This is a genomic window from Kitasatospora sp. NPDC002522, from assembly GCF_053595195.1.
The window spans coordinates 13162-40042 of sequence record NZ_JBSFXE010000014.1 but is presented as its reverse complement, the minus strand read 5'-3'; the positions used below and the strand labels follow the sequence as shown (position 1 = coordinate 40042).

Annotated in this window: 16 protein-coding genes; 12 read left to right on the top strand and 4 right to left on the bottom strand. The window is 72.8% G+C overall.

Features of this window, described 5'->3' with window-relative positions; translation table 11 throughout:
• Positions 1–192: 192 nt before the first annotated feature.
• Positions 193–5436 (top strand): type I polyketide synthase, encoded by a 5244-nt coding sequence (locus ACWD4U_RS14505; protein ID WP_363449052.1) that lies wholly within the window; start codon positions 193–195, stop codon positions 5434–5436.
• 223 nt (positions 5437–5659) lie between these two features.
• Here ACWD4U_RS14505 and ACWD4U_RS14500 read toward each other — a convergent pair whose 3' ends face one another.
• Both ACWD4U_RS14500 and ACWD4U_RS14495 read right to left on the bottom strand, forming a co-directional pair.
• Positions 5660–6067, bottom strand: a complete 408-nt coding sequence (locus ACWD4U_RS14500) for an SgcJ/EcaC family oxidoreductase (protein ID WP_363449054.1) — start codon at positions 6065–6067, stop codon at positions 5660–5662.
• Between the two features lie 94 nt (positions 6068–6161).
• A complete protein-coding gene (locus ACWD4U_RS14495; protein WP_363449056.1) occupies positions 6162–7166 on the bottom strand; it encodes a methyltransferase in 1005 nt (334 codons plus the stop codon).
• A gap of 356 nt (positions 7167–7522) precedes the next feature.
• On the opposite strand from ACWD4U_RS14495, the gene ACWD4U_RS14490 reads away from it, so the two are divergent.
• Together ACWD4U_RS14490 and ACWD4U_RS14485 are read left to right on the top strand one after the other, a co-directional pair.
• Positions 7523–9457, top strand: coding sequence for a CRTAC1 family protein (locus ACWD4U_RS14490; protein WP_449787200.1), 1935 nt, complete (start codon positions 7523–7525; stop codon positions 9455–9457).
• Complete coding sequence (locus ACWD4U_RS14485) at positions 9454–10455, top strand: enediyne biosynthesis protein (protein ID WP_363449060.1); 1002 nt, start codon at positions 9454–9456, stop codon at positions 10453–10455. The genes ACWD4U_RS14490 and ACWD4U_RS14485 overlap by 4 nt, the downstream gene beginning before the upstream one ends.
• 76 nt (positions 10456–10531) lie before the next feature.
• Here the strand turns inward: ACWD4U_RS14485 and ACWD4U_RS14480 are convergent, their stop codons facing one another.
• A complete protein-coding gene (locus ACWD4U_RS14480) occupies positions 10532–11257 on the bottom strand; it encodes a maleylpyruvate isomerase family mycothiol-dependent enzyme (protein ID WP_363449062.1) in 726 nt (241 codons plus the stop codon).
• 237 nt (positions 11258–11494) lie between these two features.
• Here ACWD4U_RS14480 and ACWD4U_RS14475 point away from each other — a divergent pair, with 237 nt between their 5' ends.
• Genes ACWD4U_RS14475 through ACWD4U_RS14465 form a run of 3 tightly spaced genes read left to right on the top strand, consistent with a single transcriptional unit; the run spans position 11495 to position 14831 of the window.
• Positions 11495–12463: a DUF1702 family protein gene (locus ACWD4U_RS14475; protein ID WP_363449064.1), complete on the top strand. Its 969-nt coding sequence runs from the start codon at positions 11495–11497 to the stop codon at positions 12461–12463.
• Positions 12464–12498: 35 nt separating this feature from the next.
• The gene (locus ACWD4U_RS14470) at positions 12499–13470 is read left to right on the top strand and encodes a DUF1702 family protein (protein WP_363449066.1); all 972 of its coding nucleotides are present in this window, start codon (positions 12499–12501) and stop codon (positions 13468–13470) included.
• Positions 13471–13472: 2 nt separating this feature from the next.
• Positions 13473–14831, top strand: a complete 1359-nt coding sequence (locus ACWD4U_RS14465) for a cytochrome P450 (protein ID WP_449787196.1) — start codon at positions 13473–13475, stop codon at positions 14829–14831.
• Positions 14832–15140: 309 nt separating this feature from the next.
• Here the strand turns inward: ACWD4U_RS14465 and ACWD4U_RS14460 are convergent, their stop codons facing one another.
• Positions 15141–15932 carry an AraC family transcriptional regulator gene (locus ACWD4U_RS14460; protein WP_363449068.1) on the bottom strand — a complete coding sequence of 264 codons (792 nt, stop codon included), beginning with the start codon at positions 15930–15932 and terminating at the stop codon, positions 15141–15143.
• Positions 15933–16358: 426 nt separating this feature from the next.
• On the opposite strand from ACWD4U_RS14460, the gene ACWD4U_RS14455 reads away from it, so the two are divergent.
• The 6 genes from ACWD4U_RS14455 to ACWD4U_RS14430 all read left to right on the top strand — a co-directional run bounded on the left by ACWD4U_RS14455 (position 16359) and on the right by ACWD4U_RS14430 (position 26862).
• Positions 16359–16889, top strand: coding sequence for a DUF5987 family protein (locus ACWD4U_RS14455; RefSeq protein WP_363449070.1), 531 nt, complete (start codon positions 16359–16361; stop codon positions 16887–16889).
• Positions 16886–18541 carry a GMC family oxidoreductase gene (locus tag ACWD4U_RS14450; protein ID WP_363449072.1) on the top strand — a complete coding sequence of 552 codons (1656 nt, stop codon included), beginning with the start codon at positions 16886–16888 and terminating at the stop codon, positions 18539–18541. The genes ACWD4U_RS14455 and ACWD4U_RS14450 overlap by 4 nt, the downstream gene beginning before the upstream one ends.
• A 157-nt stretch (positions 18542–18698) precedes the next feature.
• Positions 18699–19706 (top strand): carboxymuconolactone decarboxylase family protein, encoded by a 1008-nt coding sequence (locus ACWD4U_RS14445; protein ID WP_363449074.1) that lies wholly within the window; start codon positions 18699–18701, stop codon positions 19704–19706.
• 333 nt (positions 19707–20039) lie between these two features.
• Positions 20040–25823, top strand: a complete 5784-nt coding sequence (locus tag ACWD4U_RS14440) for a type I polyketide synthase (protein WP_363449076.1) — start codon at positions 20040–20042, stop codon at positions 25821–25823.
• On the top strand, positions 25820–26296 hold the full coding sequence (locus ACWD4U_RS14435; RefSeq protein ID WP_363449078.1) for an acyl-CoA thioesterase: 477 nt from the start codon (positions 25820–25822) through the stop codon (positions 26294–26296). Before ACWD4U_RS14440 ends, ACWD4U_RS14435 begins: the two co-directional genes overlap by 4 nt.
• Positions 26296–26862: a flavin reductase family protein gene (locus ACWD4U_RS14430; RefSeq protein ID WP_363449080.1), complete on the top strand. Its 567-nt coding sequence runs from the start codon at positions 26296–26298 to the stop codon at positions 26860–26862. Before ACWD4U_RS14435 ends, ACWD4U_RS14430 begins: the two co-directional genes overlap by 1 nt.
• Positions 26863–26881: the final 19 nt, after the last annotated feature.

The window sequence follows — 26881 nt, the reverse complement described above, 5'->3', positions numbered from 1 at the left end:
ACGCCGGAAGTTGTCAGCGTGGCCCCGTCAGGCAGAACCTGTCACTCAGCGGGGGGCCGATCGCCGTCGGGTGGGCTCTTCCCAAGCACACGCGAAGGGCGGGAATTCCGCCACGGGCTACATGCCGGATGTGGCGATCGCCGATTCAGATTCGCGTCGTTTCCGTTCGGTGAGCTGAAGAGGAGCGAGGACTTGGCGGAGAAAGCAGAATTCGAAGAAGCGATCGCCATCATCGGCATGAGTTGCAGGTACGCCCCGGACCTCGACTCTCCCGAGAAGTTCTGGGAATTTCTCGTCAACGGCAGCAGCACCGTCGGCGAGATGCCCGAGAAGCGCTGGAAGTCCTACGCCGCCGGCAGCCCGCAGGCGACCGCGATCATCCGGGAGACCGTCAAGCGCGGCTCGTTCCTCGACGACATCGAAGGCTTCGACGCCGACTTCTTCGGGATCTCCCCCCGGGAGGCCGACTTCCTGGACCCGCAGCAGCGGTTCATGCTGGAGCTGGCGTGGGAGGCGCTCGCCGACGGCGGCGTCGCCCCGCACACCCTGCGCGGCAGCGAGGCGGGCGTCTACGTCGCGGCGAACACCAACGACTACGGCCGCCGGCTGCTGGAGGACATCCCGCTCACCGGCGCCTACGCGGTGAACGGCACCACCTTCTACGGCATAGCCAACCGGGTCTCCTACTTCCTGGACCTGCGCGGACCCAGCATGGCGGTCGACACCGCCTGCGCCGGTTCGCTCACCGCGCTGCACATCGCCGCGCAGAGCCTGATGTCCGGTGAAACCCCGATCTCCATCGTCGGCGGCCTCAACATCATGGCCACCCCGGCGCTGAACGTGGCGCTCTACGCGGCCGGCGCGATGTCCCCCGACGGCCGCAGCAAGGCCTTCGACGAGCACGCCGACGGCTACGGCCGCGGCGAGGGCGCCGGCGTGGTGGTGCTCAAGCGCCTCTCCGACGCGCTGCGCGACGGCAACCCGGTCAAGGCGATCATCCGCGGCAGCGGCGTGTTCCAGGACGGCCGCTCCGACGGCATGATGGCCCCGAACGGCAGCGCCCAGGAGCACATGCTCCGGCAGATCTACTCCCGGGCGGGCGTCGACCCGACGACCGTCGACTACATCGAGGCGCACGGCACCGGCACGCCCACCGGCGACCGCGAGGAACTCGTCGCGCTGGCCGCCGTGTTCGGCGAGGGCCGGGACACCGCCGACCCCTGCCTGATCGGCTCGGTCAAGCCGAACGTCGGCCACGTCGAGGGCGCCTCCGGCATCACCGGCGTGATCAAGACCGTGCTCGCCATGCAGCACGAGCAGCTGCCGCCCAGCCTGCACACCGCGCCGCGCTCCGACGTCGACTGGCAGGGCGTGGGCCTGCGGCTGATCGACGGCGTCAAGCCGTGGCAGGCCGGCGGCCGCACCCGCCGGGCCGGCGTCTCGTCCTACGGCGTCGGCGGCTCGATCGCCCACCTGGTGCTCGAGGAGAGCCCGGTCGCCGCGCCGGAGCCGCCCGCCCGCGCCGGTCGGGTGCCCGCGGTCTTCCCGCTCTCCGCCGCCTCCGAGGCCGGTCTGCGCGACCTGGCCGGCTCGGTCGCCGACTGGCTGACGGAGCACCAGGAGGCCGACCTGGCCTCGATCGGGCACACCCTCGCGGTGCGCCGCTCCCACCTCGCCCAGCGGGCCGCGATCACCGCCGCCTCCACCGGGCAGCTCGCCGAGCGCCTGCGCACCCTCGCCGAGGGCGGCAGCGCCGCGGGCATCGCCACCGCCCGCACCGCCACCGCCAACACCGGCCGGACCGTCTGGGTGTTCTCCGGCCACGGCGCCCAGTGGTCCGGTATGGGCCGTCAACTGCTCGCCGAGGAACCGGTGTTCGCCACCGCGATCGACGCCCTCGGCGCGGTCTTCGAGGCCGAGCTCGGCTGGACCCCGCGCACCGCCCTGGAGAGCGGCGGCCCGTGGACCGCCGCGCACATCCAGGCCCTCACCTTCGCCGTCCAGATCGGCCTCGCCGAGGTGTGGCGCTCGCGCGGCGCCGAACCCGCCGCGGTGATCGGCCACTCGGTCGGCGAGATCGCCGCCGCCGTCGCGGCCGGCGCCCTCGACCTCGAGGACGCCGCCCGCTTCGCCTGCCGCCGGGCCGCCGCCCTGCAGCGCCTCGACGGGCGCGGCGCGATGGCGATGGTCGGCCTGTCCTTCGCCGACGCCGCGCAGCGCCTGACCGGCATCGAGGGTGTCGAGGCCGCGATCTCCGCCGCCCCCGACTCCACCGTCGTCTCCGGCGACCGCGCCGCCGTCGAACGGCTGGTCGCCGAATGGGGCGAGGCCGGCCTGTGGGTGCGCAGCGTCGACTCCGACATCGCCTTCCACAGCAGCCAGGTCGACGAGGTGCTGGCCGAAGTGGAGGCCGCCGCACGGCAGCTGACTCCGCGTCAGCCCGCGGTGGTGCTCTACTCCACCGCCCTGGACGACCCGCGCGGCGCCGACCTCCGGGACGGCGACTACTGGGCCGCCAACCTGCGCCGCCCGGTCCGCTTCACCGAGGCCGTGGAGGCCGCCGCGGCCGACGGCTACCGGCTGTTCCTGGAGATCTCCTCGCACCCGGTGGTCTCCCACTCCGTCACCGAGACGCTGCTGCACCACGGCATCGAGGACGCCGCCGTGGCCGGCACGCTGCGCCGCGGCCTCGACGAGGTGGAGACCCTGCTCGGCAACCTGGCCGTCCTGCACTGCCACGGCGCCGAGTTCGACTGGACCGCGGACCACGGCACCGGCCTTCCGCTGGAGATGCCCGCCGCGGTCTGGCAGCACCGCCCGTACTGGATCTTCCCCGAGCAGACCGGCTCCGCCGGCCTCGGCGCCGGCCACGACCCGCTCAGCCACAGCCTGCTCGGCGGCCGGATGACGGTCAGCGGCTCCCCGGCCCGGCAGGTCTGGCAGACCCGCCTCGACATGGACGTCCGCCCCTACCCGCAGAGCCACGGCCTGGTCGGCGTCGAGGTCACCCCCGCCGCCTCCATCATCAACACCTTCGCCCTGGCCGCCGGCCAGGACGAGCCGCCCGCGCTCACCGACATCGTGCTGCGCACCCCGCTCGCCGTGCAGCCGCCGCGCATCGTCCAGATCGTCCGCGAGGGCCGCGCGCTGTCGCTGTCCACCCGGCTCGCCGACGCGGCCGACGCCGACGGCGACGAGTGGATCACCCACACCACCGCCGCCTTCGACTTCTCCGCCGCGCAGCCCACCGGCCGGATCGACATGGCCGGCATCCGCAGCCGGCTGCCGCACGGCACCCTGACCAAGGCCGACGAGATGTTCGCCCGGATGGGCGTCGAGGGCTACGCCTTCCCCTGGGACTTCCAGGAGTTGCGCTACGACGAGCGCGAGCAGTTCTCGCTGCTCACCATCGAACCCGCCCCCGCCACCCGCGCCACCAGCTGGGCGCACGTCATCGACGGCGCGCTGACCATCAGCGCCATGGTGGTCTCGCCCGGCGACGCCACCACGCTGTGGATGAGCCGTGCGATCGACAAGGTCGCCTGGCGCGGCGAGCCGCCGGCCACCGTCACCGTCTACTCGGTCCGCTCCCCGCGCTCCCCGCTGGACACCGTGGACGTCTACGTCGGCGACGAGCACGGCGAGATCATCTGCGAGGTGCTCGGCCTCAAGTTCGCGGCCGTCGACCACCTCGGCACCGCGGTGCTGCCGCGCGACCTGGTGCACGAGATCGTCTGGCGCGCGCTGCCCGAGGAGGCCGCCGAGCTGGCCGCCGTCGAGCAGGCCGTGCTGATCGGCGACCCGGACGTCACCGCGGTACTCGCCAAGCAGCTGGAGATCGCCGGCGTGCCCAGCGTCGAACTCGGCCCCGACGCCGAGGGCGAACTGCGGCCCGACCTGTTCTCCCGGCCCGGCGCGGTCCTGGTCGCCCCGTCGCTCGTCGACGGCGACGAGAGCCTGGAACGGGCCACCGAGCGCTCCACCTGGACGCTGATCCGCACCGTCCAGCGGCTCGCCGGACTGCACGCCGACGCCGAGCTCGCCCCGCAGCGGATCTGGGCCATCACCAACGGCGTCCGCGACGCCCGCGAGGAGGCCACCGTCGCCCACGGCCCGCTCTGGGGCGTCGGCCGCATCGTGGCCGGCGACCACCCCGAACTCTGGGGCGGCACCGTCGACCTGACCGACCTCGGCGAGGACACCGGCAGCCAGCTGCTCACCGTCCTGCGCACCGCCGCCGGCCAGGAGGACGTCATCTCGCTGACCGCCGAGGGCACCCAGGCGGCCCGGCTCAGCCGGATCGAGCGCAGTGCCGACGGCACCCCGCTGCAGTGCGACCCGGGCGGCACCGTCATGATCACCGGCGGTCTCGGCGCCCTCGGCCTGGAGGTCGCCCGCTGGCTGGTCGAACGCGGCGCCCGCCGCCTGCTCCTGGTCGGCCGCCGCGGCCTGCCGCCGCGCGCCGAGTGGGCGAGCGTCGAGAACCCCGAGGTGCGCCGGCAGATCGACGCCGTGCTCGCCCTGGAGTCCCTCGGCGTCACCGTCCAGGCGCTGGGCCTGGACATCACCGACGCGGACGCGGTCGCCGCCGCGCTCGCCCCCGGCGCGCTCGGCCTGCCGCCGGTGCGCGGCATCGTGCACGCCGCCGGCGTGGTCAACAACGCGCTCGTCGACAAGGTCGAACTCGACGGCCTGCGCGACGTGTTGGCTCCCAAGGTGGACGGCACCCTGGTGCTGCACCGGATGTTCCCGCCCGGGTCGCTGGACTTCTTCGTCCTGTTCTCCTCCTGCGGCCAGTTCGCCCGGCTCTCCGGCCAGACCTCGTACGCGGCCGCCAACTCCTTCATGGACGCGCTCGCCGCGCACCGCAACGCCGGCGGCCACAACGACACCGTCAGCCTCGGCTGGACGGCCTGGCGCGGCGTCGGCCTCTCGGCCGACATCGCCACCACCATGTTCGAGGCCAACTCCCGTGGCCTGGAAGCCGTCTCCACCTCCGAAGCGCTCCGCGCCTGGGCCTTCGGCGACCGGTTCCAGGCCTCCTACCAGGCGATCCTGCGGGTCATCCCGACCCCGCCGCACAGCCCGAAGCTGCCGATGTTCCGGGAGCTGACGGTCTCCGACGACGCGGCCGGGCCCGCGACCGGACAGCTCTTCACCGTCGAGGGGCTGGACGAGGAGGAGGCGCTGGCCAAGGTCACCGACGAGGTGCGGGGGCAGGTCGCGGCCGAGCTCAACCTCGACCCGGCCGACGTCGACCTCAAGCGTCCGCTGGTCGAACTCGGCGTCGACTCCGTCATGACGGTCGCCCTCCGAGTGCGCCTCCAGCGCCGCTTCGGCCTGGACCTCCCGCCCACGATCCTGTGGGCCAAGCCGACCGTCTCCGCGCTGTCCGGCCACGTCCTGGAGACCCTGACGGTCCCCGTCGCAGCCTGACCCACGACAGCCCACGACCGGCCGGTTCTCCCCTCCGGGGGAGGGCCGGCCGGCTCTTTTGTGCGCCCCGGGAGGTGCCCCGTCAGGGGTGCGGGGAACTGCGCGGAGCGGAAGGACACCGACAGCAAGATCCGCCCGAGGCGGGGGGTTCCCTCCTCGGGCGGATCTCTGACGTTCAGTGGTTGCTCGCGCAGTTCCCCGCGCCCCTGCCGGGGCGTGTAGGTCAGGAGGGAATGCGGACGGGCGAGTTGTGGTAGGCGGCGATCTTCCACTCGCCGGTGGGCTGCTTGGCGAGGACCCAGGTGGCGCGGATCTCGCGGTCGGGGGCGACGGCGGTCTCGCCCGGGGCGATGACGCCGCCCTGGGTGACGAGGACGGCGGTGTCGGCGTTCAGGAAGCGGACCGAGCGCGGGGCGCCGAAGACGGTGGTGCCCTTGTACGGGCCCGCGTAGGCGGCGGTCATGAACTGCTCGATCTCGGTGCTGCTCTGCTGGAAGATGTCGCCGGGCAGGATCATCGTCCCGTCCTCGGCGAACAGGGCGGCGAAGGCGACGGCGTCGTTGTCGGCCCAGGCGGCGATCATCCGCTGCGGGACGGCGCCGACGGCCTGCTGGTCTGCGGTGGTCGTCATGGGGATCCCCAATTCTCGTTCGTAGCGGGTCGGTTGGTTGCATCGTGGTCCGACCGGCGGTGGCCGGTCATCTCTCGCGTTGCGGTTCGGCGGATCAGGCGGCGCGGAACTCGACGACCGACATGTAGCCGTAGGGGTGCACGGCGCGGACCGCGAGGCCCGCCCGGGCGCCGAGGGCGCGCAGCTGGTCCAGGCCGCGTTCGCGGCCGCCGCAGTAGGCGAGCATCCGCAGGTCCATCGTGGTGCTGGGGGACTCGCCGTCCGCGCCGATCGCCTCGATGACCAGGACGGCGCCCTTCTCGCCGGCCGCCTCCGCGCACCGCCGCAGGATCGCGACCGCGGGCTCGTCCGCCCAGTCGTGGATGATCGCGGACAGCACGTAGCCGCCCGCGCCGGCCGGCAGCTGCTCGAAGAAGCTGCCCTCGACCGCCTCGGCCCGTCCGGCGAGCCGGAGTTCGGCGAAGCGCCGACGGGCGGCGGCGACCGGGCCGGCCAGGTCGACCAGGGTGCCGCGCAGTTCGGGGTGCGCGCCGAGCAGGGCGGCGAGCAGCGCGCCGCTGCCGCCTCCCACGTCGACCACGTGGCCGAGCGCGGCCCAGTCGAACAGGTCCATCAACTCGGGGTTGTCCAGCTCCTGGTGATGACCCATCAGGTCGTCGAAGGAGGCGGACAGCGCCGGGTCGGCGGCCAGGTCGTCCCAGAACCCGAGGCCGAAGCGGACCGGGTAGGCCGGGTCGCCGGTGCGGACGGTGTGCAGCAGGTCGATGAAGCTCAGGTCGCCCTTGCCGACGGCGCCGTCCATGTCGAGCCACTTGCGGCGGCCGGCCGGATGGTCGTCGCGCAGTTGCTGGCCGAAGTCGGTCAGGCCGTAGCGGCCTTCGCGGTCGCGGACCAGCAGGTCGAGGGTGACCAGGTGCCGCAGCAACCGGTCGAGTGCGTCGGTGTCCGCGCCGATCGCGGCGGCCAGGTCCGCGGCGGTGCGCGGCTCCCCGGTGAGGTGGTCGGCGACCCTCAGCGTGGCGGCGGTGCGGACCGCCATCGGGGTCGCCAGGTCCGCCATTGCCCGCAGCCCGAGGCGGGCCGGTGCGTGCTGCGCCATGATGCGCGCCCTCCCTTCGTCACTGGTGAGCGTAGGCGCGCAAAGGGCTCGCGGATTTATTCCCGAGTGCTGAAGAAGGGGGCGCTGCCTGCACGGAGCGTCCGGTGAGCAACGCGGAAGAAGCCGCCGTCCCGGGCCCCGGGCATCCTCAACCGTGAGCCTGGCGAGTGGAGTCGCGGTTCTCCTTCGTCATGGTCGTGCAGCTGCGGATTCCCGGGGTGCGTCGATTTCCAGACAGCCGGAGGGATTCACCGCGCCCGTGCGCACGGCGCGAGCTATGGACCACGTTGACCAGTGGAGAGGGGAACTCGGTGGCTTCTCGTGAGCGATTCCGAAAACTGATTCCGGGCCTGGCGGTGATTCTCGTCGCCGTCTCGTTGTTTTTCACGGTCCGAACCTCGGTGGCGGCGGCCGACGGGGACGCGGTCGCCAAGAAGTACAGTTTCAAGGAAATGCCGATCGCGATGCCGCCGGGTTATGAGAACCGGCCGATGGCGACGGTCCGCGAGGTCAATCCGGCGTACCAGAAGATCCGGTCCTGGATCTCCTCGGTCGGCGCCAGCATCGCCATCAACGACCTGACCGGGCACGGTCTGGCCGACGGCATGTGCATCGTCGACACCCGTACCAACGCGGTGGTGGTCACCTACACGCCGACCGCGCGGCAGGCCGACCAGTTCACGCCGTTCACGCTGGACGCGGCGCCGCTGCCGATCGACAACACCATGGCGCCGACCGGCTGCACGCCGGGCGACTTCAACGGTGACGGTCGCACCGACCTGCTGGTGACGTACTGGGGCCGCACCCCGATCCTGTTCCTGGCCAAGTCGGACGCGACCGCGCTCAGCCCGACCGCCTACCAGCCGCGCGAACTGGTCGCCAGCGAGTCGCTGGACGGCAAGTACCACGGCCCGCGGTGGAACACCGACGCCGCGTACGTCGGCGACCTGGACGGCTCCGGCCACCCGGCGATCGTGATCGGCAACTACTTCCCGGACTCCGACGTCCTCGACCCGCACGGCCTGAACAACGTGGTGATGAACACCTCGCTGTCCAACGCCAAGAACGCCGGCGGCGACCACGTGCTGCGCTGGTACGACGCGACGTCGGGCACCGCGCCGACCGCCTCGTACATCGAGGAGAAGGACGCCATCCCGTACGCGCTGTCCACCGGTTGGACGCTGGCCGTCTCCGGCGCCGACCTGACCGGTGACGCGCTGCCGGAGCTGTACATCGCCAACGACTTCGGCCACGGCCACCTGCTGTACAACCGCTCCACGCCGGGGAAGATCCGCTTCTCCGAGGCGAAGGGCGAGCGCAACCCGGGCACCCCGAAGTCCTTCCAGCTCGGCAACGGCTCGTTCAAGGGCATGGGCGTCGACTTCGGCGACCTCGGTCACAACGGCAACTTCGACATGGTGGTCAGCAACATCACCGTGGCCTGGGGCCTGGAGGAGTCCAACTTCGTCTGGATCAACAAGGCGAAGGACGAGGCGGACATGAAGGCCAAGCTGGAGGACGGCGTCGCCCCGTTCAAGCAGGAGGCCCAGGAGCACGGCATGGCCTGGACCGGCTGGGGCTGGGACGTGAAGATGGCCGACTTCAACAACAGCGGCGACCTGTCCGTCGTGCAGACCGACGGCTTCGTCAAGGGCGACATCGACCGCTGGCCGTGGCTGCAGGAGATGGCCATGATGAACGACGACCTGCTCTCCAACCCGGCGATGTGGCCCAACGTCCAGCCCGGCGACGACATCGCCGGCGACGAGTCGCTGGCCTTCTACGCCAAGACCGACGGCGGCGAGTACACCAACATCGGCGAGCAGCTCGGCCTGGACGTGAAGATCCCGACCCGGGCGCTGGCCACCGGCGACACCACCGGCAAGGGCGTGCTGGACTTCGCGGTCGCCCGCCAGTGGGGCCCGCCCGCCTTCTACGCCAACACCTCGCCGGGCGTGGGCGACTACCTGAACCTGCGGCTGTTCCACCCCACCGACAAGAGCACCGCGGGCCAGGGCCTGGCCGGCACCGGCATCCCCGCCTACGGCGCCACGGTGAAGGTCACCACCCCGAACGGCACCCAGGTCTCCCAGCTCGACGGCGGCGGCGGCCACGGCGGCTTCCGCTCCTTCGACGTCCACTTCGGCCTCGGCAGCTACATGGGCCCGGTCGACGCGATGGTGTGCTGGCGGGACGCCTCCGGGATGCACGAGAAGACCCTCAAGCTCGACCCCGGCACCCACACCCTGATGCTGAACGGCGACGCCGCCCAGGAGGTTACGACCCGATGACCGCGACAGCCCAACCCGCCACCACGGCCCCGGCGCCCGCGCCGGCCGCCAAGCCCAAACCCGATCCGCGCTACCTGGCGCTGCGCAACTTCGCCATCTCCATCAGCGTCTTCAACACCTTCGGCTACACGCTGCTCGGCTTCGAGCAGCCCTGGCTGTGGCCGTTCATCGCGGTCGCCACCGGCTACACCGCCGAGCTGGTGTTCGAGATGATCAGCTCCTGGGCCTACCGCCGCCCGCCGCGCTTCACCGGCCGCGGCTTCCGGGGCCTGTACGAGTTCCTGCTGCCGGCCCACATCACCGCACTGGCCGTCAACATGCTGACGTACGGCAACAACCAGCTGCTGCCGATCATCTTCGGCGTGATCATCGGCGTCGGCGGCAAGCACGCCCTGCAGGCCCCGGTGGCCGGCCGGATGCGGCACTTCATGAACCCGTCCAACTTCGGGATCACCGTGCTGCTGCTGTGCTTCGGCTCGTGGTTCTCGATCGCCCCGCCGTACCAGTTCACCGAGAACGCCAACACCTACTTCCGGGTGATGATCCCGCTGATCATCGCCACCGCCGGCACCGTGATCAACGCGCTGCTCACCAAGCGTACCCCGCTGATCGTCGGCTGGCTCGGCGCGTTCGCCATCCAGGCGTTCCTCCGCCACTGGATCTGGGACGTCTCGCTGTTCTCCGCGCTCGGCGTGATGACCGGTGTGGCCTTCGTGCTGTTCACCAACTACATGATCAGCGACCCGGGCACCACGCCCACCAAGGGCATGGCGCAGTTCATGTTCGGCTCCTCGGTCGCCTTCGTGTACGCCATCCTGATGGTCTTCAACGTGGTCTACACGCTGTTCTTCGCCACCAGCCTGGTCTGCCTGCTGCGCGGCCTCGGCTGGTGGGTCGCCCACCTGATCCAGAAGCGCCGGGCCGCCGCGTCCTGGGCCCCGACCCAGCAGACCGCGCGGGTCGAGAGCACCAACCAGACCGGCGCCGTCGCCGCCTGACCGACCGCCACCCGGAGGGGAGACGGGGCCGCCACCGCATTCCAGCGGTGGCGGCCCCGCCGCGTGTCACCCCCCGTCAGCTCCCGGTCGCCAGCGGCTCGCTGGCGGTGCTCGGCACCGTGAACGGCCCCCAGGTGAAGGCCGGCAGCCAGGCCTCCGGCGCGTCGCTCCACTCCAGCGCGGCGATCTGTTCGGCGGTGCGCCGCCCGGTCAGCGAGCGCAGCAGGTCGTGCCGGTGCCCGGTCACGGTGACGGCCGGCTCGCCGTCCCCGGCCACCCACCCGGCGCCCGGGGTGGCCAGCCGCACCGCCGGAAGCCCGTGCGTGCGCACCGAGTTGGCCAGCCCCCGGACCACCAGGTCGATCGAGGTCGGGTAGCTCGGATGGTCGACCGGCACCGGCTCGCCGAGCGCGAACCGGACGTCGATCTCGTGGGTGAACGCGTCCATGGTGAGCATCGCGTGCCGCAGCTCCCACGCGTTGCCGAGCACCCGGATGATCGGCTCCTCCAGCCGCTCCCACTCCTCCAACAGGCCGGCCAGGCCCGGTACCTGCTGGTGCGGCACCAGCCACAGGTCGACCGGGTCCTGGGCGGCGAACGAGCGGCCGACCTCCACCAGGTGCCCCACCACGTCGGACACGGTCCAGCCCGGGCAGGCGGGTACCGGAAGTCCGGCCGCCTCCGGACGGGCCTGCAGCAGGGCGGTCACGTTCTGCCGGGCCCGGCGGTAGGCGAGCGCGCCCGGCACCCGCTCCCAGTGCTCCGGCGCCGGTGCCTCGGCCTGGCTCTGACGGGACGTCATCTGTCGTACTCCTTAGGGTCGACGGTTGGGGAACGCGGAACTGATCCCACCTCAGAAACGCTCCACGGGCCAGTAATTGCACCCTGCACATGCCGCCCGCGACAACGCGGCCCGGCCCGCCCGGCAAGCCCGAAGACGCCCCCGGCCGCCCGGCGCAACCGCGGAGATGCGTCGCCGTCCGGCGCTCCGCGAGCATGGAGGGGCCGTCACTCGGGGCGGCCGGGCAGGGAGGGCATTGTGCCGACCACTTTCGGATCGCTGCGCCGGCTGCTGCTGGCGCCGTCGCTCGCATCGGTGACCTTCGAGGGACGCGGCTTCCCGGTGACGCCGACCCCCGCCACCCGGCGGCTGGAGGCCGTCCCGCAGGCCGTCGTCTGCGGATTCGAGTGGGGCATCGACGCGCGCAGCCAGTGGGAGGTGGAACGCCGCCTCGAGCTGGTCGACGCCGACCAGCGCGGCTTCGCCTACGAGGGCGCGACCATGGCGTTCACCATCCTCGACACCATGGGCCGCGGCCACCGCACCCGGGACCTGCTCGACGGCCCCGGCAAGCCGCACATATTCCTGGCGTACATCGGCATCGGCTTCGCGATGGCCCGGCTGCCCAGGCCGGTGTGGAAGAAGGTGCTGCCCGAGCTGAGCAGCCCCTACCACCCGGTGATGAGCTGGCTCGCGGTCGACGGCTACGGCTTCGACCTCGCGTACTTCCACACCCGCCGCTGGATCGACGAGCAGCGCCGCCCCGCCCCGTACCCGTGGCAGGGCGCACCCGGCTACTTCCACCGGGCCGTCGACCAGGGCATCGGGCGGGCGCTGTGGTTCATCAACGGCGGCAACCCCGAACAAGTCGGCTCCGCGGTACGGAAGTTCGACGGCAGCCGGCAGGCTGACCTGTGGAGCGGCGTCGGCCTGGCCGCCACCTTCGCTGGCGGCAGCGACGCCGCCGGACTGGACGTGCTGCACGCCGAGGCCGGCCTGCACCGGGCCGAACTCGCCCAGGGCTCGGTCTTCGCGACCAAGGCCCGCCACTACGCCGGGCACGTCCCCGAGCACAGCGCGGCGGCCTGCGCCGCGCTCACCGGGCTGACCGTCCCCGCCGCCGCCGCGCTCGCCGACGAGTGCGCCGTCGAAGCCGGTGCGGGCAGCGCCGACCGGCCCGCCTACGAGCTGTGGCGGAGCAGGCTGCACGCCCGGCTGGCGAACTGACACCCGATCAGACCACTACCCGAGGGGAGATGGCGATGGCCAGTGCACTCCTGTCGCTGCGGCGACGCCTGCTGACGCCGAGCACCACCGAGACCCTGCTCGCCAAGCGCGGCTTCCACGAGAAGACCCCGGAGGCGAAGCAGCTGCTGGAGTCCGTCGGCAGCCGCTTCCTGGAGGGCTACGGATACGCGATGGCCTCCAGCACCTCCGCCGAGGCCGAGGCGAGCCTGGAGAAGATCCCGGCCCGCTTCCGCGGCTTCGCCTACGAGGGCGCGGGAATGGGCTTCGCCATGCTCGACGGCCTGCCCACCCAGGGCCGCGGCCACGTCGAGCGCTTCCTGGCCGGCCGAGGCGGCGACCACGTCTACATGGTCTACGTCGGCATCGGCTGGGCGATGGCGCGACTGCCCAAGTTCTGCTGGCCCGACATCGACGCCCTCGACCCGCTGCTGCGCTGGCTGGTGCTCGACGGCTACGGCTTCCACCAGGCGTACTTCCGCACCGCCAAGTACGTCCACGAGCAGTACCGCGACACCGACTTCCCGTGGCCCGCCCACGACACCCCGGCCTACACCGGCAACGCCATCGACCAGGGCGTCGGCCGGGCGCTGTGGTTCGTCGGCGGCACCGACCCCGACCTGGTCGCCACCATGATCGAGAAGTACCCGAGCACCCGGCACGCCGACATGTGGGCCGGCGCAGGCCTCGCCGCCACCTACGCCGGCGGCGTCGACGAGCGCGAACTGCGCGCCTTCAAGGAGCGGGCCGGCGAGTACCGCCCGCTGCTCGCCCAGGGCAGCGCCTTCGCCGCCGAGGCCCGGCTGAAGGCCGGCAACATGATGCCGCACACCGAGCTCGCCACCCGGGTGCTGTGCGGCCTGGAGGCCGCCGACGCCGCCCGGATCACCCAGGAGACCATCACCCTGGACACCCGCGACGGCCTGCCCGCCTACGAGGTCTGGCGGCGCGCCATCGCCGACGCGCTGGTCGCCCGCGGGGGGTGCTGACCGTGGCCGCCGCCACCCGCAAGGTGCCGCCCGGACCGCCGCGCACCGCCGCCCTCGGCCTGCTGCGCAAGCTCGCCGGCGACCGCCTCGCGCTGATGCGCCTCGCCGGGGCCGAGTACGGCGACGCGGTGAAGATCGACATCGGCCCGAAGACGCTGTACTTCTTCAACCACCCCGACCACGCCAAGCACGTGCTCGCCGACAACGCCGCCAACTACCACAAGGGCATCGGGCTGATCCAGGCCCGCCGCGCCCTCGGCAACGGGCTGCTCACCAGCGAGGGCGAACTCTGGCGCAAGCAGCGGCGGTTGATCCAGCCCGCGTTCCAGCACAAGCGGATCGTCCAGCAGGCCGACGTGGTCGCCGAGGAGGCCGCCAAGCTGGTCAGCCGGCTGCGCGCGCACGAGGGCGGCGGACCGGTCGACCTGACCACCGAGCTGACCGGCCTGACCCTCGGCGTGCTCGGCCGCACCCTGCTCGACGTCGACCTCGCCGCCTTCGAGTCGGTCGGCCACGACTTCGAGGCCGTCCAGGACCAGGCGATGTTCGACATGGTCACCATGGGCATGGTCCCGGAGTGGGTGCCGCTGGCCAAGCAGCGGCGCTCCCGCCAGGCCCGCGAGAGCCTGCAGGTCGTGGTGGACCAGCTGGTCGCCGACCGGATGGCACGCCCCGGCGCCGACCAGGGCGACGACGCGCTCAGCCGGCTGATCGTCTCCACCCGCGAGGAGGCCGACCCCGCCGTCGGCCGCCAGCGCATGCGCGACGAACTGGTCACCCTGCTGCTGGCGGGCCACGAGACCACCGCCTCCACCCTCGGCTGGACCTTCTACCTGGCGGACCGTCACCCCGAGGTGATGGACCGGCTGCACGCCGAGGCCGTCGAGGTGCTCGGCGACCGGCTGCCCGAGTTCGAGGACCTGCCGAAGCTGAAGTACACCGGCATGGTGCTGGAGGAGGTCATGCGGCTCTACCCGCCGGTGTGGATCCTGCCGCGGCTGTCGCAGGCCGACGACGAGGTCGGCGGCTACCACGTGCCGGCCGGATCCGACGTGCTGATCTGCCCCTACACCCTGCACCGGCACCCCGGATTCTGGGACGCCCCGGACCAGTTCGACCCGGAGCGGTTCGACCCGGTGCGCTCGCACGACCGCCCGCGCTACGCCTACATCCCCTTCGGTGCCGGCCCGCGCTTCTGCGTCGGCAACCACCTCGGGCTGATGGAGGCCACCTTCACGGTCGCCCTGATCGCCCGGGACCTGCGGCTCGCCAAGGTCCCCGGCCACCGCGTGGTGGCCGAGCCGATGCTGTCGCTGCGGATGGGCGGCGGCATGCCGGTCACCGTCCACGCCGCGCGCTGACGCCCCGTTCTCCGCCGGCGGCCGCTGGGTGCGCGGCCGTCGCCGGGCCCACCTGGAAGCCCCCCGCAGCCTGCTGCGGGGGGCTTCCACGTGGGCCGGGCCCCAGCGGGGCCCGGGCGGCGCTCTGCAGGGCTATGCGGGCCCGTGCAGGGCCATGCGGCAGTGCGTAGGCGGGGGCCGTCCGGCCAACCGGCCGGACGGGCCCCGCCTCTGACGCTCCCTCACTCGGATCTGACGCTCAGTCGGGTGGCCGACGGCCGGTCAGCAGATGTCGGCGGCTGCCCGTCCCGCCGCAGCTGTGACGGAGGGTCAGCCGACGTCCGCCACCGGGTGGTCCTGCTCCATGGCGGCGATCGCCTCGAACGCCGCCGAGCGGACGTCCAGCAGGGCCAGCAGCACCGGCGGGTCCAGCGCGCGGATCGGGCGCAGCCGCAGCTCGATCGGCAGCAGGGGGACGTTCGGCCGGGCCTCGATCGGGCCGATCGAGCCGACGAAGACCTCGCGGTCCCCGGTCAGCACCTCGTCGCAGGAGGCCGGCACCGAGTGGGCGAGCAGGTACCAGGTGCCCGGGGGCACCCGGTCGAGGGTGAAGTGTCCGGGGCGGGGCAGGACGGTACAGGCGGCCGGCCTCCCCTGCGGTATTCGGGTCGGGAACAGCCCGACGAACACCCGGCCCAGCTCGTCCGCGATCTGGGCGCGGATCTCGCCCCGCACCGTGGAGTACCCGGCGGCCGAGCGGCGGCGCGAGTCCACGACGATCTGCTCGGTGTAGCCGCCGAGTTGGCGGTACATCGTGGGGGAGACCCCGACGCTGCTGGCGAACCGGGAGCTGAACGTCCCGACGCTGTTGTAGCCCACCCGGTGGCTGATCTCGGTCACGGTGGAATCGGTTTCCAGCAGCAACCGCTTGGCCGCCTCGATGCGAATGGCCGACAGGAAACGCCTGGGCGAAACCCCGGTGACCCGCTGGAATTCTCTGGAGAAGTGAAATTTGCTGTACATCGCGGCCTGCGCCATATCGTCAATGGTCAGCAGTTCACCGAGGTTCTCGTGCATGGTATCGATGGCCCTGATCACGGCCTGCTCGATGGCTGTCTTCATTTCGCCTCCAGGGTCTCCACGGGTATGGCGACGTGCCACTCCGACACCGGATGGGGGACACGGTTCGCAGCCATGTGACGGCTGTTGTCGGAGATGCCAGAGCGAACGACTTGAGAGTCCTCTCTGGGTGGAAAAGGCGCCGAAGATATCGCGGCGATAACGATTGACGACCGTAGCAGGGCGCACATGCCAAGTGCAACGCTCGATGGGGCGTTCACCGCCGATGCTCGAAAACCGGTCATACCGGGGGGGAAGGTTTGAAGAGCCTCAGCAACGCCGAAGGTGCCCCAGGGCGGGCGGGCTCAGCATGATGCTGGAGTCGCGTCAGCGGTTTGGGCGCCCCCGCGATGCGACCCGCTTACCCGATCGAGAGCTGAGGAGGCGCCCGTGCGTGCGGGTACCCCAGATGACCGGCCTGACCGGATCATGACACTTGAGGCCTTCGCCGACACGATCGTGCCCGGCGAAAAACGATCCCCCGAAGACCGTGCGGTGGCCGGTGTCGCCCCGGGCGGCGGCGCGGTCGAGGCCGGCGCCGTCGCGTTGCTGGAAACCCCGGCCACCGGAGTCTCCGACGCGCTCGACAATTACACCGAGGCGCTCAACGGGCACGCCCTGGCGTACGCCGACGAGCACGGGCTGACGCTCGATCAGGACGTGCCGCCGTTCGTCGCGCTGGAATTCGACGACCGCACCGCGCTGGTCCGCTCGCTGGTCGCGCCGGAGCACCCGGAGAAGGAACTCTGGGTGCTGCTGACCCTGTTCAGCAACATGGCCTTCGACACCGGCGCCCACATCCACACCTCCGAGGCGATGGCGAACGGCCACCCGGGCCTGGCCGCGATGGGCTTCTCGCAGCCGGACACCGACGGGCTGTGGCGCTTCCCCGCCTTCTCCTACGGACGGCAGTTGGCCGACCTCCACCCGGACACCACACCCACAGGGAGCCCCGCATGACCCGTGGCGACAGCACCGACGTCCTGATCGTGGGCAGCGGCTTCGGCGGCGCCATCGCCGCCTACCACCTGGCGGCCGGCGGGGCGAAGGTCACCGTGCTGGAGCGCGGGCCGTGGCTGGAGGCCGACGACTTCGAGCACGACTTCCTGCTCGGCTCCTCCTACACCCGGATCTTCGACTTCGTGGTCGGCGACGGGATGAGCCTGCTCGGCGGCAACTGCGTCGGCGGCGGCAGCGTGGTGTACTTCGCGGCCATGCCGCGCGCCCCGCGCTTCGTCTTCGAGCGCCAGGGCAGCATCGGCCGCCGGATGTGGCCGGGCGTCATCAACCGGGACACCCTCGACCCCTGGTACGACCGGGTCGTCGAGGCCCTGCCGATCACCCAGCAGGACTGGAACGACGTCACCTACGCCGGCGGCCTGTTCGCCGCGGCCTGCAACCACGCCGGCCGCACCGCCAACCCGGTGCCGGCCGCCGTCGACCGCAGCCTGTGCACCAACTGCAACTGGATGATGGCCGGTTGCAAGTTCGACGCCAAGCGCTCGCTGCTGCTCAACTACCTGCCGGCCGCGCTCGCCCACGGCGCCGAGATCCGCCCGCTGCACGAGGTCCAGCACCTGGAGCGGCTGGACGACGGCAGCTACCGGGTGCACTACAACGTCATCGACGACACCGACTACCGGGTGCACACCGACTCCGGGGCGATCGACGCCAAGATCGTCATCCTGGCGGCCGGCGCCGGTGCCACCCCGGTCATCCTGCAGCGCTCGGAGGCGACCCTCGGCACCATGCCGCACGCGGTGGGCCGCTACTTCTCCGGCAACGGCGAGCGCCTCAACACGGCCATCATCGACGAGGAGAAGGCCGCCAACCTGCTCGGCCTCAAGCGCGAGAACGGCCAGGCCTACGCGGCCAACCAGATCGGCAAGGGCCCGGTCGTCGCGAGCTGGGACAACCTGGACGGCTCGCTGCCCGAGCACTCCCGCTTCTCCCTGGAGCAGCTGTACTTCCCGCCCGGCTTCGGCACCATCCTGGCGCAGGTGCCGGACGCCACCGGGCCGAGCTGGTTCGGCAAGGAGAAGAAGGAACTGGTCAAGCAGTGGCAGTCCTGGCTGACCATCTTCACCATGGTCGAGGACGACAACGAGGGAGTCTTCGGCCCGCCGCCGGCCCGCGGCAACGCCGACCGGATCTCCCAGCAGATGCTCGGCCGCGGCACCATCAGCTACCGGCCGACCGCCAACACCCTGCGCGGCTGGGCGGAGTCGGACGCCGTGGTCAAGGACATCATGGAGCGCGACGGCCTGGCCAAGGTGATGCCCTGGACCAACGACGTGGTCGGCGCCTACACCGTCCACCCGCTGGCCTCCTGCCGGATCGGTGACGACCCGGCCACCTCGGCCCTCGACGACCGCCAGGAACTCCGCGGCCACCCGGGCATCTTCGTCACCGACGGCTCCGCGGTGCCCGGCGCGCTCACCGTCAACCCGGCGCTGACCATCTCGGCGCTGGCCGAGCGGGCCATCCCGGGCATCGTCAAGGCCGCCCAGGAACGCGGCGTCAAGGTCAGCTACGGCGCCCCCTCCCCGGACGGCTCCACCAGCGGCCGGCGCGGCGTCCAGTCCCAGCTCCCGCTGCTGATGCGGGACTAGGCACGGCGTTCCGCAGCGACACCACCACCCGCCGGGCCGTCCCCGGGCCGGAGCCGTCCAGCGGCTCCGGTCGGACGGCCCGGCGGACCGGTTCCGAGGGTCCGTCAGTTCCCGACCCCGTGCGGCCGGGAGCGGCCGCGCAGGAAGGCAGTGCGTCATGACCTCACCCCTGCTGCGGCCGGCCATGCGCCGGGCGCTGGCGCAGATCCGGCACGTCGCCCCGGTCCGGCCCGGCCGGGCCGGACCCGACGTGGCGGCCGTCTACCGGGACGTGGAGCGGGAGTTCGGCCTGCTCGCCCCGCCGATCGCGCTGCACGCGCCCGCCCCGCCGGTGCTCGCCGCGGCCTGGGTGATCCTGCGGGAGACCCTGGTCGCGGGCGGCCGGGTCGGGCGCGCCGAGAAGGAGGCGGTGGCCGCCGCCGTGTCGGCCGCCAACGAGTGCCCCTACTGCGTCACCGTGCACGGCGCGGCGCTGGCCGCCCTGCTGCCCGAGGCGGACGCCGCCAAGACCCTCGACGGGTCGGCCGAGTGGCTGCGGCTCGGCGGCGGCGCACCGCCGTTCCCCGCCGCGCACACCCCCGAACTGGTCGGCACCGCCGTCACCTTCCACTACCTGAACCGGATGGTCAGCCTGTTCCTGGCCGCCCAGCCGGTCCCCGACAAGGCCCCGGCGGCCGCCCGCCGGATCTTCGCCGCGGTGCTCGGCCGGATCGTCCGGGAGGGCGTCCGGCAGCCCCCGGTGGCCGGCGGGTCGCTCGACCTGCTGCCCTCCGCGCCGCTCCCCGCCGACCTGAGCTGGGCCGCCGCGACCCCGACCGTCGCCGGGGCGTTCGCCCGCGCCGCCGCCGTCGCCGAGCAGGCCGCGGACCGCTCCGTCGCCGACCCCGTCCGGCAGCTGCTGGCCGCCGAACTCGCCGCCTGGGACGGCCGCCCGCCGGGCATCAGCCGCGGCTGGGTGGAGCGGGCCGTCGCCGGGCTACCCGAGGAGCACCGCCCGGCCGGACGGCTGGCGCTGCTCACCGCGATCGCCGCCTACCAGGTCGACGACGAGCTGATCGCCGCGTTCCGGCGGCAGCACGCCGGCGATCGGCCGCTGATCGAGCTCACCTCCTGGGCGGCGCTGTCGGCCGCCCGCGAGCTGGGCGCCCGGCTGGCCGCCGCCTGACGGGCCGTCAGCGGCCCGCAGCGCGGCCCCGGAGCCCCCGCCGACCGGCGGGGGCTCCGTCGTGTGCGCCCTGACGGGTAATCGGGAATCACGGCGTTATGGAATCCCGGCGGCCGTGATGACACCGTTATGGAATGCCGGGCCCCGGCGAATCACGGCGTTATGGAATCCCGGCGCAGTGGAATCACGGCGTTATGGAATTGGCGAGACCCCCCGGTGGAGGGGGAAAGCACTCCGGAAGATGGCATCCGGCGGGCGTCGGGCGCAGGCTTGATCGGTATAAGGGGCGCAGTGAGACCCGCCGGCAATTCATCTCCAGGGGGCGGTGAATATATGAGCAGTCAGCGGATCGCTATCGTCGGAATCGGCCTCCGCTATCCGGACGCGAATTCTCCGGGTGAACTGTGGGAAAACGTTCTGGGTGGTCGAAGGGCATTCCGGAGGCTGCCGGACGAACGCATGAACCATGCCGACTACTGGTCGGCGGACCGCAATGCACCGGACCGCTTCTACGCGTCGAAGGCCGCGGTTCTGCGGGATTTCGAGTTCGACCGGATCAAATACAGTGTCGCCGGAAGTACCTATCGATCGACCGACCTGACGCACTGGCTGGCGCTGGACGTGGCCGCCCAGGCGCTCGCGGACGCCGGCTTCCCGGACGGCGAGGGACTGCCCCGGCAGGCCACCGGCGTGGTCGTCGGCAACAGCCTGACCGGCGAGTTCTCCCGGGCCAACATCATGCGGCTGCGCTGGCCGTACGTGCGGCGCACGGTCGCCGCCGCACTGGCCGGGCAGGGCTGGGACGAGACCGAGACCGCGACCTTCCTCAAGGGCCTCGAGGTCCAGTACAAGGCGCCGTTCCCGGCGATCGACGAGGACTCGCTGGCCGGCGGCCTGGCCAACACCATCGCCGGCCGGATCTGCAACTACTTCGACCTGCGCGGCGGCGGCTACACCGTCGACGGCGCCTGCTCGTCCTCGCTGCTGTCGGTGGTCACCGCCGCCAAGGCGCTGGACGACGGCGACCTGGACGTGGCGGTGGCCGGCGGCGTCGACCTGTCGATCGACCCGTTCGAGGTGATCGGCTTCGCCAAGACCGGCGCGCTGGCCACCGGCGAGATGAAGGTCTACGACAAGGACTCCAACGGCTTCTGGCCCGGCGAGGGCTCCGGCATGCTGGTCCTGATGCGCGAGGACGACGCCCTCGCGCAGGGCAAGCGGATCTACGCCACCATCGCCGGCTGGGGCATCTCCTCCGACGGCAAGGGCGGCATCACCCGGCCCGAGGCCGGCGGCCACCGCCTCGCCATCTCCCGCGCCTACGGCCGGGCCGGCTACGGCGTGGAGAGCGTCTCCTACTTCGAGGGCCACGGCACCGGAACCGCGCTCGGCGACGCCACCGAGATCGAGGCGCTGTCCTCGGCCCGGCGGGGCGCCGACCCGACCGCCCGCCCGGCCGCCCTCGGCACCGTCAAGGGCAACTTCGGGCACACCAAGGCCGCCGCCGGCGTCGCCGGCCTGATCAAGGCCGCGCTCGCCGTCCACCACCAGGTGATCCCGCCGGCCACCGGCCACTTCGCGACCCACCCGAAGCTGCAGGGCGAGGACGCCGCGATGTACATCCCGCGGCGGGCCGAACTCTGGCCCGCCGACCAGCCCGTGCGGGCCGGCGTGTCCGCGATGGGCTTCGGCGGCATCAACACCCACATCGCCGTCACCCAGGCCCCCGGAGCGGAACGCCGCACCAGCCTGGACGCCGGCACCGAGCGCCTGGTGGCCGGCCGGCAGGACGCCGAACTGCTGCTGCTCGACGCCGCCGACCCGGCCTCGCTGCGCGCCGACGCGGAACGCCTGCTGGCCGTCACCGCCAAGCTCGCGATGGCCGAACTGGCGGACCTGGCCGCGCAGCTGACGCAGCGTCTGACCGGTGCGCCGGTGCGCGCCGCGATCGTCGCGACCTCCCCGGACGACGCCGTCCGCGGGCTGGAGCGGCTCGTCACCCTGCTGGACTCCGGCGCCCGCGAGGCGTTCTCCACCGGCGAGGGCGTCTTCCTCGGCCGGGCCCGCACCGCACCGAAGATCGCCTACCTGTTCCCCGGCCAGGGCTCCGGCCGCGGCACCACCGGCGCGCTGCGCAACCGGTTCGCCGCCGCCGAGGAGCTGTACGCCGCACTGCCCGCCGGCGACGACCAGGTCGCCACCGAGTTCGCCCAGCCGCGGATCGTCACCGGTTCGCTCGCCGCGCTGCGGGTGCTCGACCGGCTCGGCATCCAGGCCGCCACCGCCGTCGGCCACAGCCTCGGCGAACTCACCGCCCTGCACTGGGCCGGTGCCATGACGGAGCGCCAGGTGCTGGAGCTCGCCACCGTGCGCGGCCGGGTGATGGCCCAGGCCAGCCGCGGCGGCGGCGCGATGGCCGGCCTCGCCGCCACGCCCGAGCAGGCCGAGCGGCTCGCCGCCGGCCAGGACGTGGTCATCGCCGGCTACAACGGCCCCCGGCAGACCGTCGTCTCCGGTCCGGCCGAGGCCGTCGACGAGGTGGTCCGCCGGGCCGCCGCGGAGGGCACCACCGCGACCCGGCTGAACGTCTCGCACGCCTTCCACTCGCCGCTGGTCGAACAGGCCGCGGTCGCGATGGGCGAGCACCTGGCCGGCGTCGACTTCCAGGCCCCGGACCGTCCGGTCGCCTCCACCGTCACCGGCACCAGGCTCGACGCCGCCGCCGACCTGCGCACCGTGCTGCGCGACCAGGTGCTGCTGCCGGTCCGCTTCCACGAGGCCGCCGCCGAGGCGGTCGCCGACGCGGACCTCGCCGTCGAGGTCGGCCCCGGCCGGGTGCTCTCCGGCCTGCTGGCCGAGATCGCGCCGGACCGCCCGGTGCTGGCCGTCGACACCGACAGCGGCTCGCTCGGCGCGCTGCTGCGGGTGGCCGGCGCCGCCTACGTGCTCGGCGTCCCGGTCGCCGCCGGCGAACTGTACGCCGACCGCGTCATCCGGCCGCTGCCGGAGGACGGCGAGATGTCCTTCCTCGCCAGCCCGTGCGAGACCGCGCCCGCCCTCGACCTCGACCTCGCCGCTTACGAGGCGGTCGAGGTGACGACCGGTCAGGACGGGCAGGCCGAGGCGGGCGGCGAATCCACCCTGGAACTGCTGCGCCGGCTCACCGCCGAACGCGTCGAACTGCCGCCGGAGTCCGTCACCGCGGACACCCACCCGATGGACGACCTGCACCTGTCCTCGATCACGGTGGGCCAGCTGGTCAACGACGTCACCCGGGCGCTCGGCCACCCCGTGCTCGCCGCCACGCCGAACTTCGCCACCGTGCGACTCGGCGAACTGGCCGACCTGATCGACCAGTTGGCGGCCACCGCACAGGACGGAGGGACGACCGAGGCGGAGGTCCCCGGAGTCGCGCCGTGGGTGCGGCCGTTCGCCCTGGAGTACGTCCCGGCCGAACTGGTGCCGGTCCTGCTGCCGGACGCCCCGGCCGCCGAGTGGACCGCCGTCAGCACCCCGGGCCACCCGCTGGCCGAACCGCTGCGCGCGGCGCTGGCCGGCGCGGGCCTCGGCGACGGCGTGCTGCTCTGCCTGCCCGAGGAGTGCGGCAGCGAACACGCCGAGCTCTTCGTCGAGGCCGGGCGCGTGGTGCTGGAGCACAACAGCCGCCTGGTGGTCGCCCAGCGCCGGCTCGGCGCCTCCGGCTTCGCCAAGACCCTGCACCTGGAGCACCCCGACATCCCGGTCACCGTGGTCGAGCTCGACGAGCTGACGACCGAGGTGGAGGAGTCGGTGGCCCGGGTGGTCGCCGAGGCCGCCGCCACCGACGGCTTCGCCGAGGTCCGCTACGACGCCGACGGCCGGCGCACCGTCCCGGTGCTGCGGCCGACGCTGCCCGCCACCGCGGACGGCGCCTCCCCGCTCGGCCCGCAGGACGTCCTGCTGGTCACCGGCGGCGGCAAGGGCATCACCGCCGAGTGCGCCATGGCGATCGCCCAGGACTCCGGCGCGGCGCTCGCCCTGCTGGGCCGCGCCGACCCGGCCGCCGACGCCGAACTCGCCGACAACCTGGCCCGGATGACCGCCGCCGGGCTGCGGTTCCGCTACGACCGCGCCGACGTCACCGACGCCGGACAGGTCGCCGCCGCGGTGGAGCGGCTGGAGACCGAGCTCGGCCAGGTCACCGCCGTCCTGCACGGCGCCGGCCGCAACGAGCCCGCCGCGCTCGGCAGCCTCACCGCCGAGGACTTCACGCGCACCCTGGCCCCGAAGATCGACGGCCTGAAGGCGGTGCTCACCGCGGTCGACCCGGCCCGGATCAAGCTGCTGATCACCTTCGGCTCGATCATCGGCCGGGCCGGACTGCGCGGCGAGGCGCACTACTCCACCGCCAACGACTGGATGACCGAACTGACCGTCCGCTTCCAGCAGGAGAACCCGCACTCCCGGGCGCTCGCACTGGAATGGTCGGTGTGGTCCGGCGCCGGCATGGGCGAGCGGCTCGGCGTGGTCGAGGCGCTGATCCGCGAGGGCATCACCCCGATCTCCACCGAGAACGGCATCCAGGTGCTCCGCGACATCCTCGCCGACCCCGCCGCTGGCCCCGTGCTGGTGGTCTCCGGCCGCGCCGCCGGCCTGCCCACCCTCGCCCTGGAACGCCGCGAACTGCCGCTCGCCCGCTTCGTCGAGCGGGTGGTCGCGCACTACCCGGGCATCGAACTGATCACCGAGGCCGAGCTCTCCGAGGGCAGCGACCCGTACCTGAGCGACCATCAGCTCCAGGGCGACCTGCTCTTCCCCGCCGTCCTCGGCATGGAGGCGATGGCCCAGGTCGCCGCCGCGGTCAGCGGCAACGAGGGCTCGCCGCTGCTGGAGGACGTCGAGTTCCAGCGGCCGGTGGTGGTCCGCCCCGGCACCACCGCCACCGTGCGGATCGCCGCACTCGTCCAGGAGCCCGGCACCGTCGACGTGGTGCTGCGCACCGAGTCCACCGGGTACGCCGCCGACCACTTCCGGGCCCGGCTGCGCTACCCCCGGCCCGAACTCGCGGCCACCCCGGTGCCGGTGGAGTTCGAACTGCCGCCCGTCCCGGTCGACCCGGTCACCGAGCTGTACGGCAGCGTGCTCTTCCAGGGCAAGCGGTTCCAGCGGGTGATGGGCTACCGGCGGGCCTCCGCCCGGCACGCCCTCGCCGAGATCGGCACCGCCGCGCCCGCCCCCTGGTTCGGCGCCTTCCTCCCGCAGGAACAGCGCCTCGCCGACCCCGGCACCCGGGACGCCATGATGCACGGCATCCAGTGCTGCGTCCCCGACGCCACCCTGCTGCCGCAGCGCATCGAGCGGCTGTGGCTGGCCGAACGGGCCGCCCAGGACACCGAGTACGTGCTGCTGGACGCCCGCGAACGCTCCCAGGACGGCGACACCTACGTCTACGACCTGGACGTCCGCACCCCCGACGGCACCCTGGTGGAGCGCTGGCAGGGGCTCACCCTGGTCGCCGTGCAGAAGCGCGACGGCGCCGGGCCCTGGGTCCCGTCGATGCTCGGCTCCTACCTGGAGCGCTCGCTGGAGAAGGTCCTCGGCGGCAGCCGCGCGGTGGTCCTCGAACCGCAGGCCGCACCGATCACCTCCGCCGACGAGCGCCGGGCCGGCACCTCCACCGCCGTCAGCCGGGCCCTCGGCCGGCCCGCCGAACTGCGCCACCGGCCCGACGGGCGGCCCGAGGTCGACGGACACACCGTCACCGCCTCGCACGCCCAGGGCATGACCCTCGCCATGGTCGGCCAGGGCCGCCTCGCCTGCGACCTGGAAGCCGTCCTCGACCGCACCGCCGAGGACTGGGCCGGACTGCTGGGCGCCGCCCAACTCCCGGTCCGCGACCTGCTGGCCGCCGAGGCCGGCGAGGACCCGGCGATCTCCGCCACCCGGGTCTGGAGCGCGCTGGAGTGCCTGCGCAAGGCCGGCGCCACCAGCCAGGCCCTGACCGTCGAGAAGGTCCACCCGGACGGCTGGGCCCTGCTCTCCGCAGGGGACGCCCGGATCGCCACCTGGGTGACCACCATCAACGACCGGGACGAGAAGACCGTGTTCGCGGTGCTCGCCGGAAGGGAGGCCCGATGACCGGCTACTACGAGATCCGACACACCGTCGGCTTCGAGGAGACCAACCTCGTCGGCAACGTCTACTACGTCAACTACCTGCGCTGGCAGGGGCGTTGCCGGGAGATGTTCCTGAAGGAGCGGGCCCCCGAGGTGCTCGCCGACCTGCAGGACGACCTGAAGCTGTTCACCCTCAAGGTCGAGTGCGACTTCTTCGCCGAGATCACCGCGTTCGACGAGCTGTCGATCCGGATGCGGCTGGAGGAGCTGACCCAGACCCAGATCCAGTTCAGCTTCGACTACCTGCGGGTCGCGGACGACCAGGAGAACCTGGTCGCCCGCGGGCGGCAGCGGATCGCCTGCATGCGCGGACCCAACACCGCCACCGTCCCCGCCCGGGTCCCGGAGGAACTGCGCCGCGCCCTGGTGCCGTACGCCGAGAACGCCGCCGCGGCCCGCGCCCTGGCCGCGGCCGCCGCCCCCGGGCGGGCGTGATGAGCGGCCATCCCCGGGCCGGCACCACCGTGCCGGCGCCGCGCTCCCCGCAGCCGCCCGCCACCTCGGGGGCGGCCCTGCGGGAGGCGATGTCCCGGTTCGCCACCGGCATCACGGTGCTGACCACCGGCGGCGAACAGGTCCACGGGATGACGGCCAACTCGTTCACGTCGGTCTCGCTCGAACCGCCGCTGGTGCTGTGCTGCGTGGCCCGCACCGCCGTCATGCACCAGGCCATCACCACCACCCGGAGCTTCGCGGTCTCCGTCCTCGGAGCCGAACAGGAGCAGCTGGCACGGTACTTCGCCAGCCGGGACCGCCCGCTCGGAGCCGCCCAGTTCCACGGCCTCGACTGGCAGCCGGGACCGCTCACCGGCGCCCCGCTGCTCGGCAAGGCGGTGGCCCGACTGGAGTGCAAGCTCGCCGAGGCCTACGACGGCGGCGACCACTCCATCTTCCTCGGCGAGGTGCTGGCCTCGGACTGGAACACCGGGGACGACGCGCTGCTGTTCTACGGCGGCGGCTTCCACCGGGTCGGCCGCGGGCCGGCCGACCGCAACGGCTGAACCGGAGGAGAACACCCCG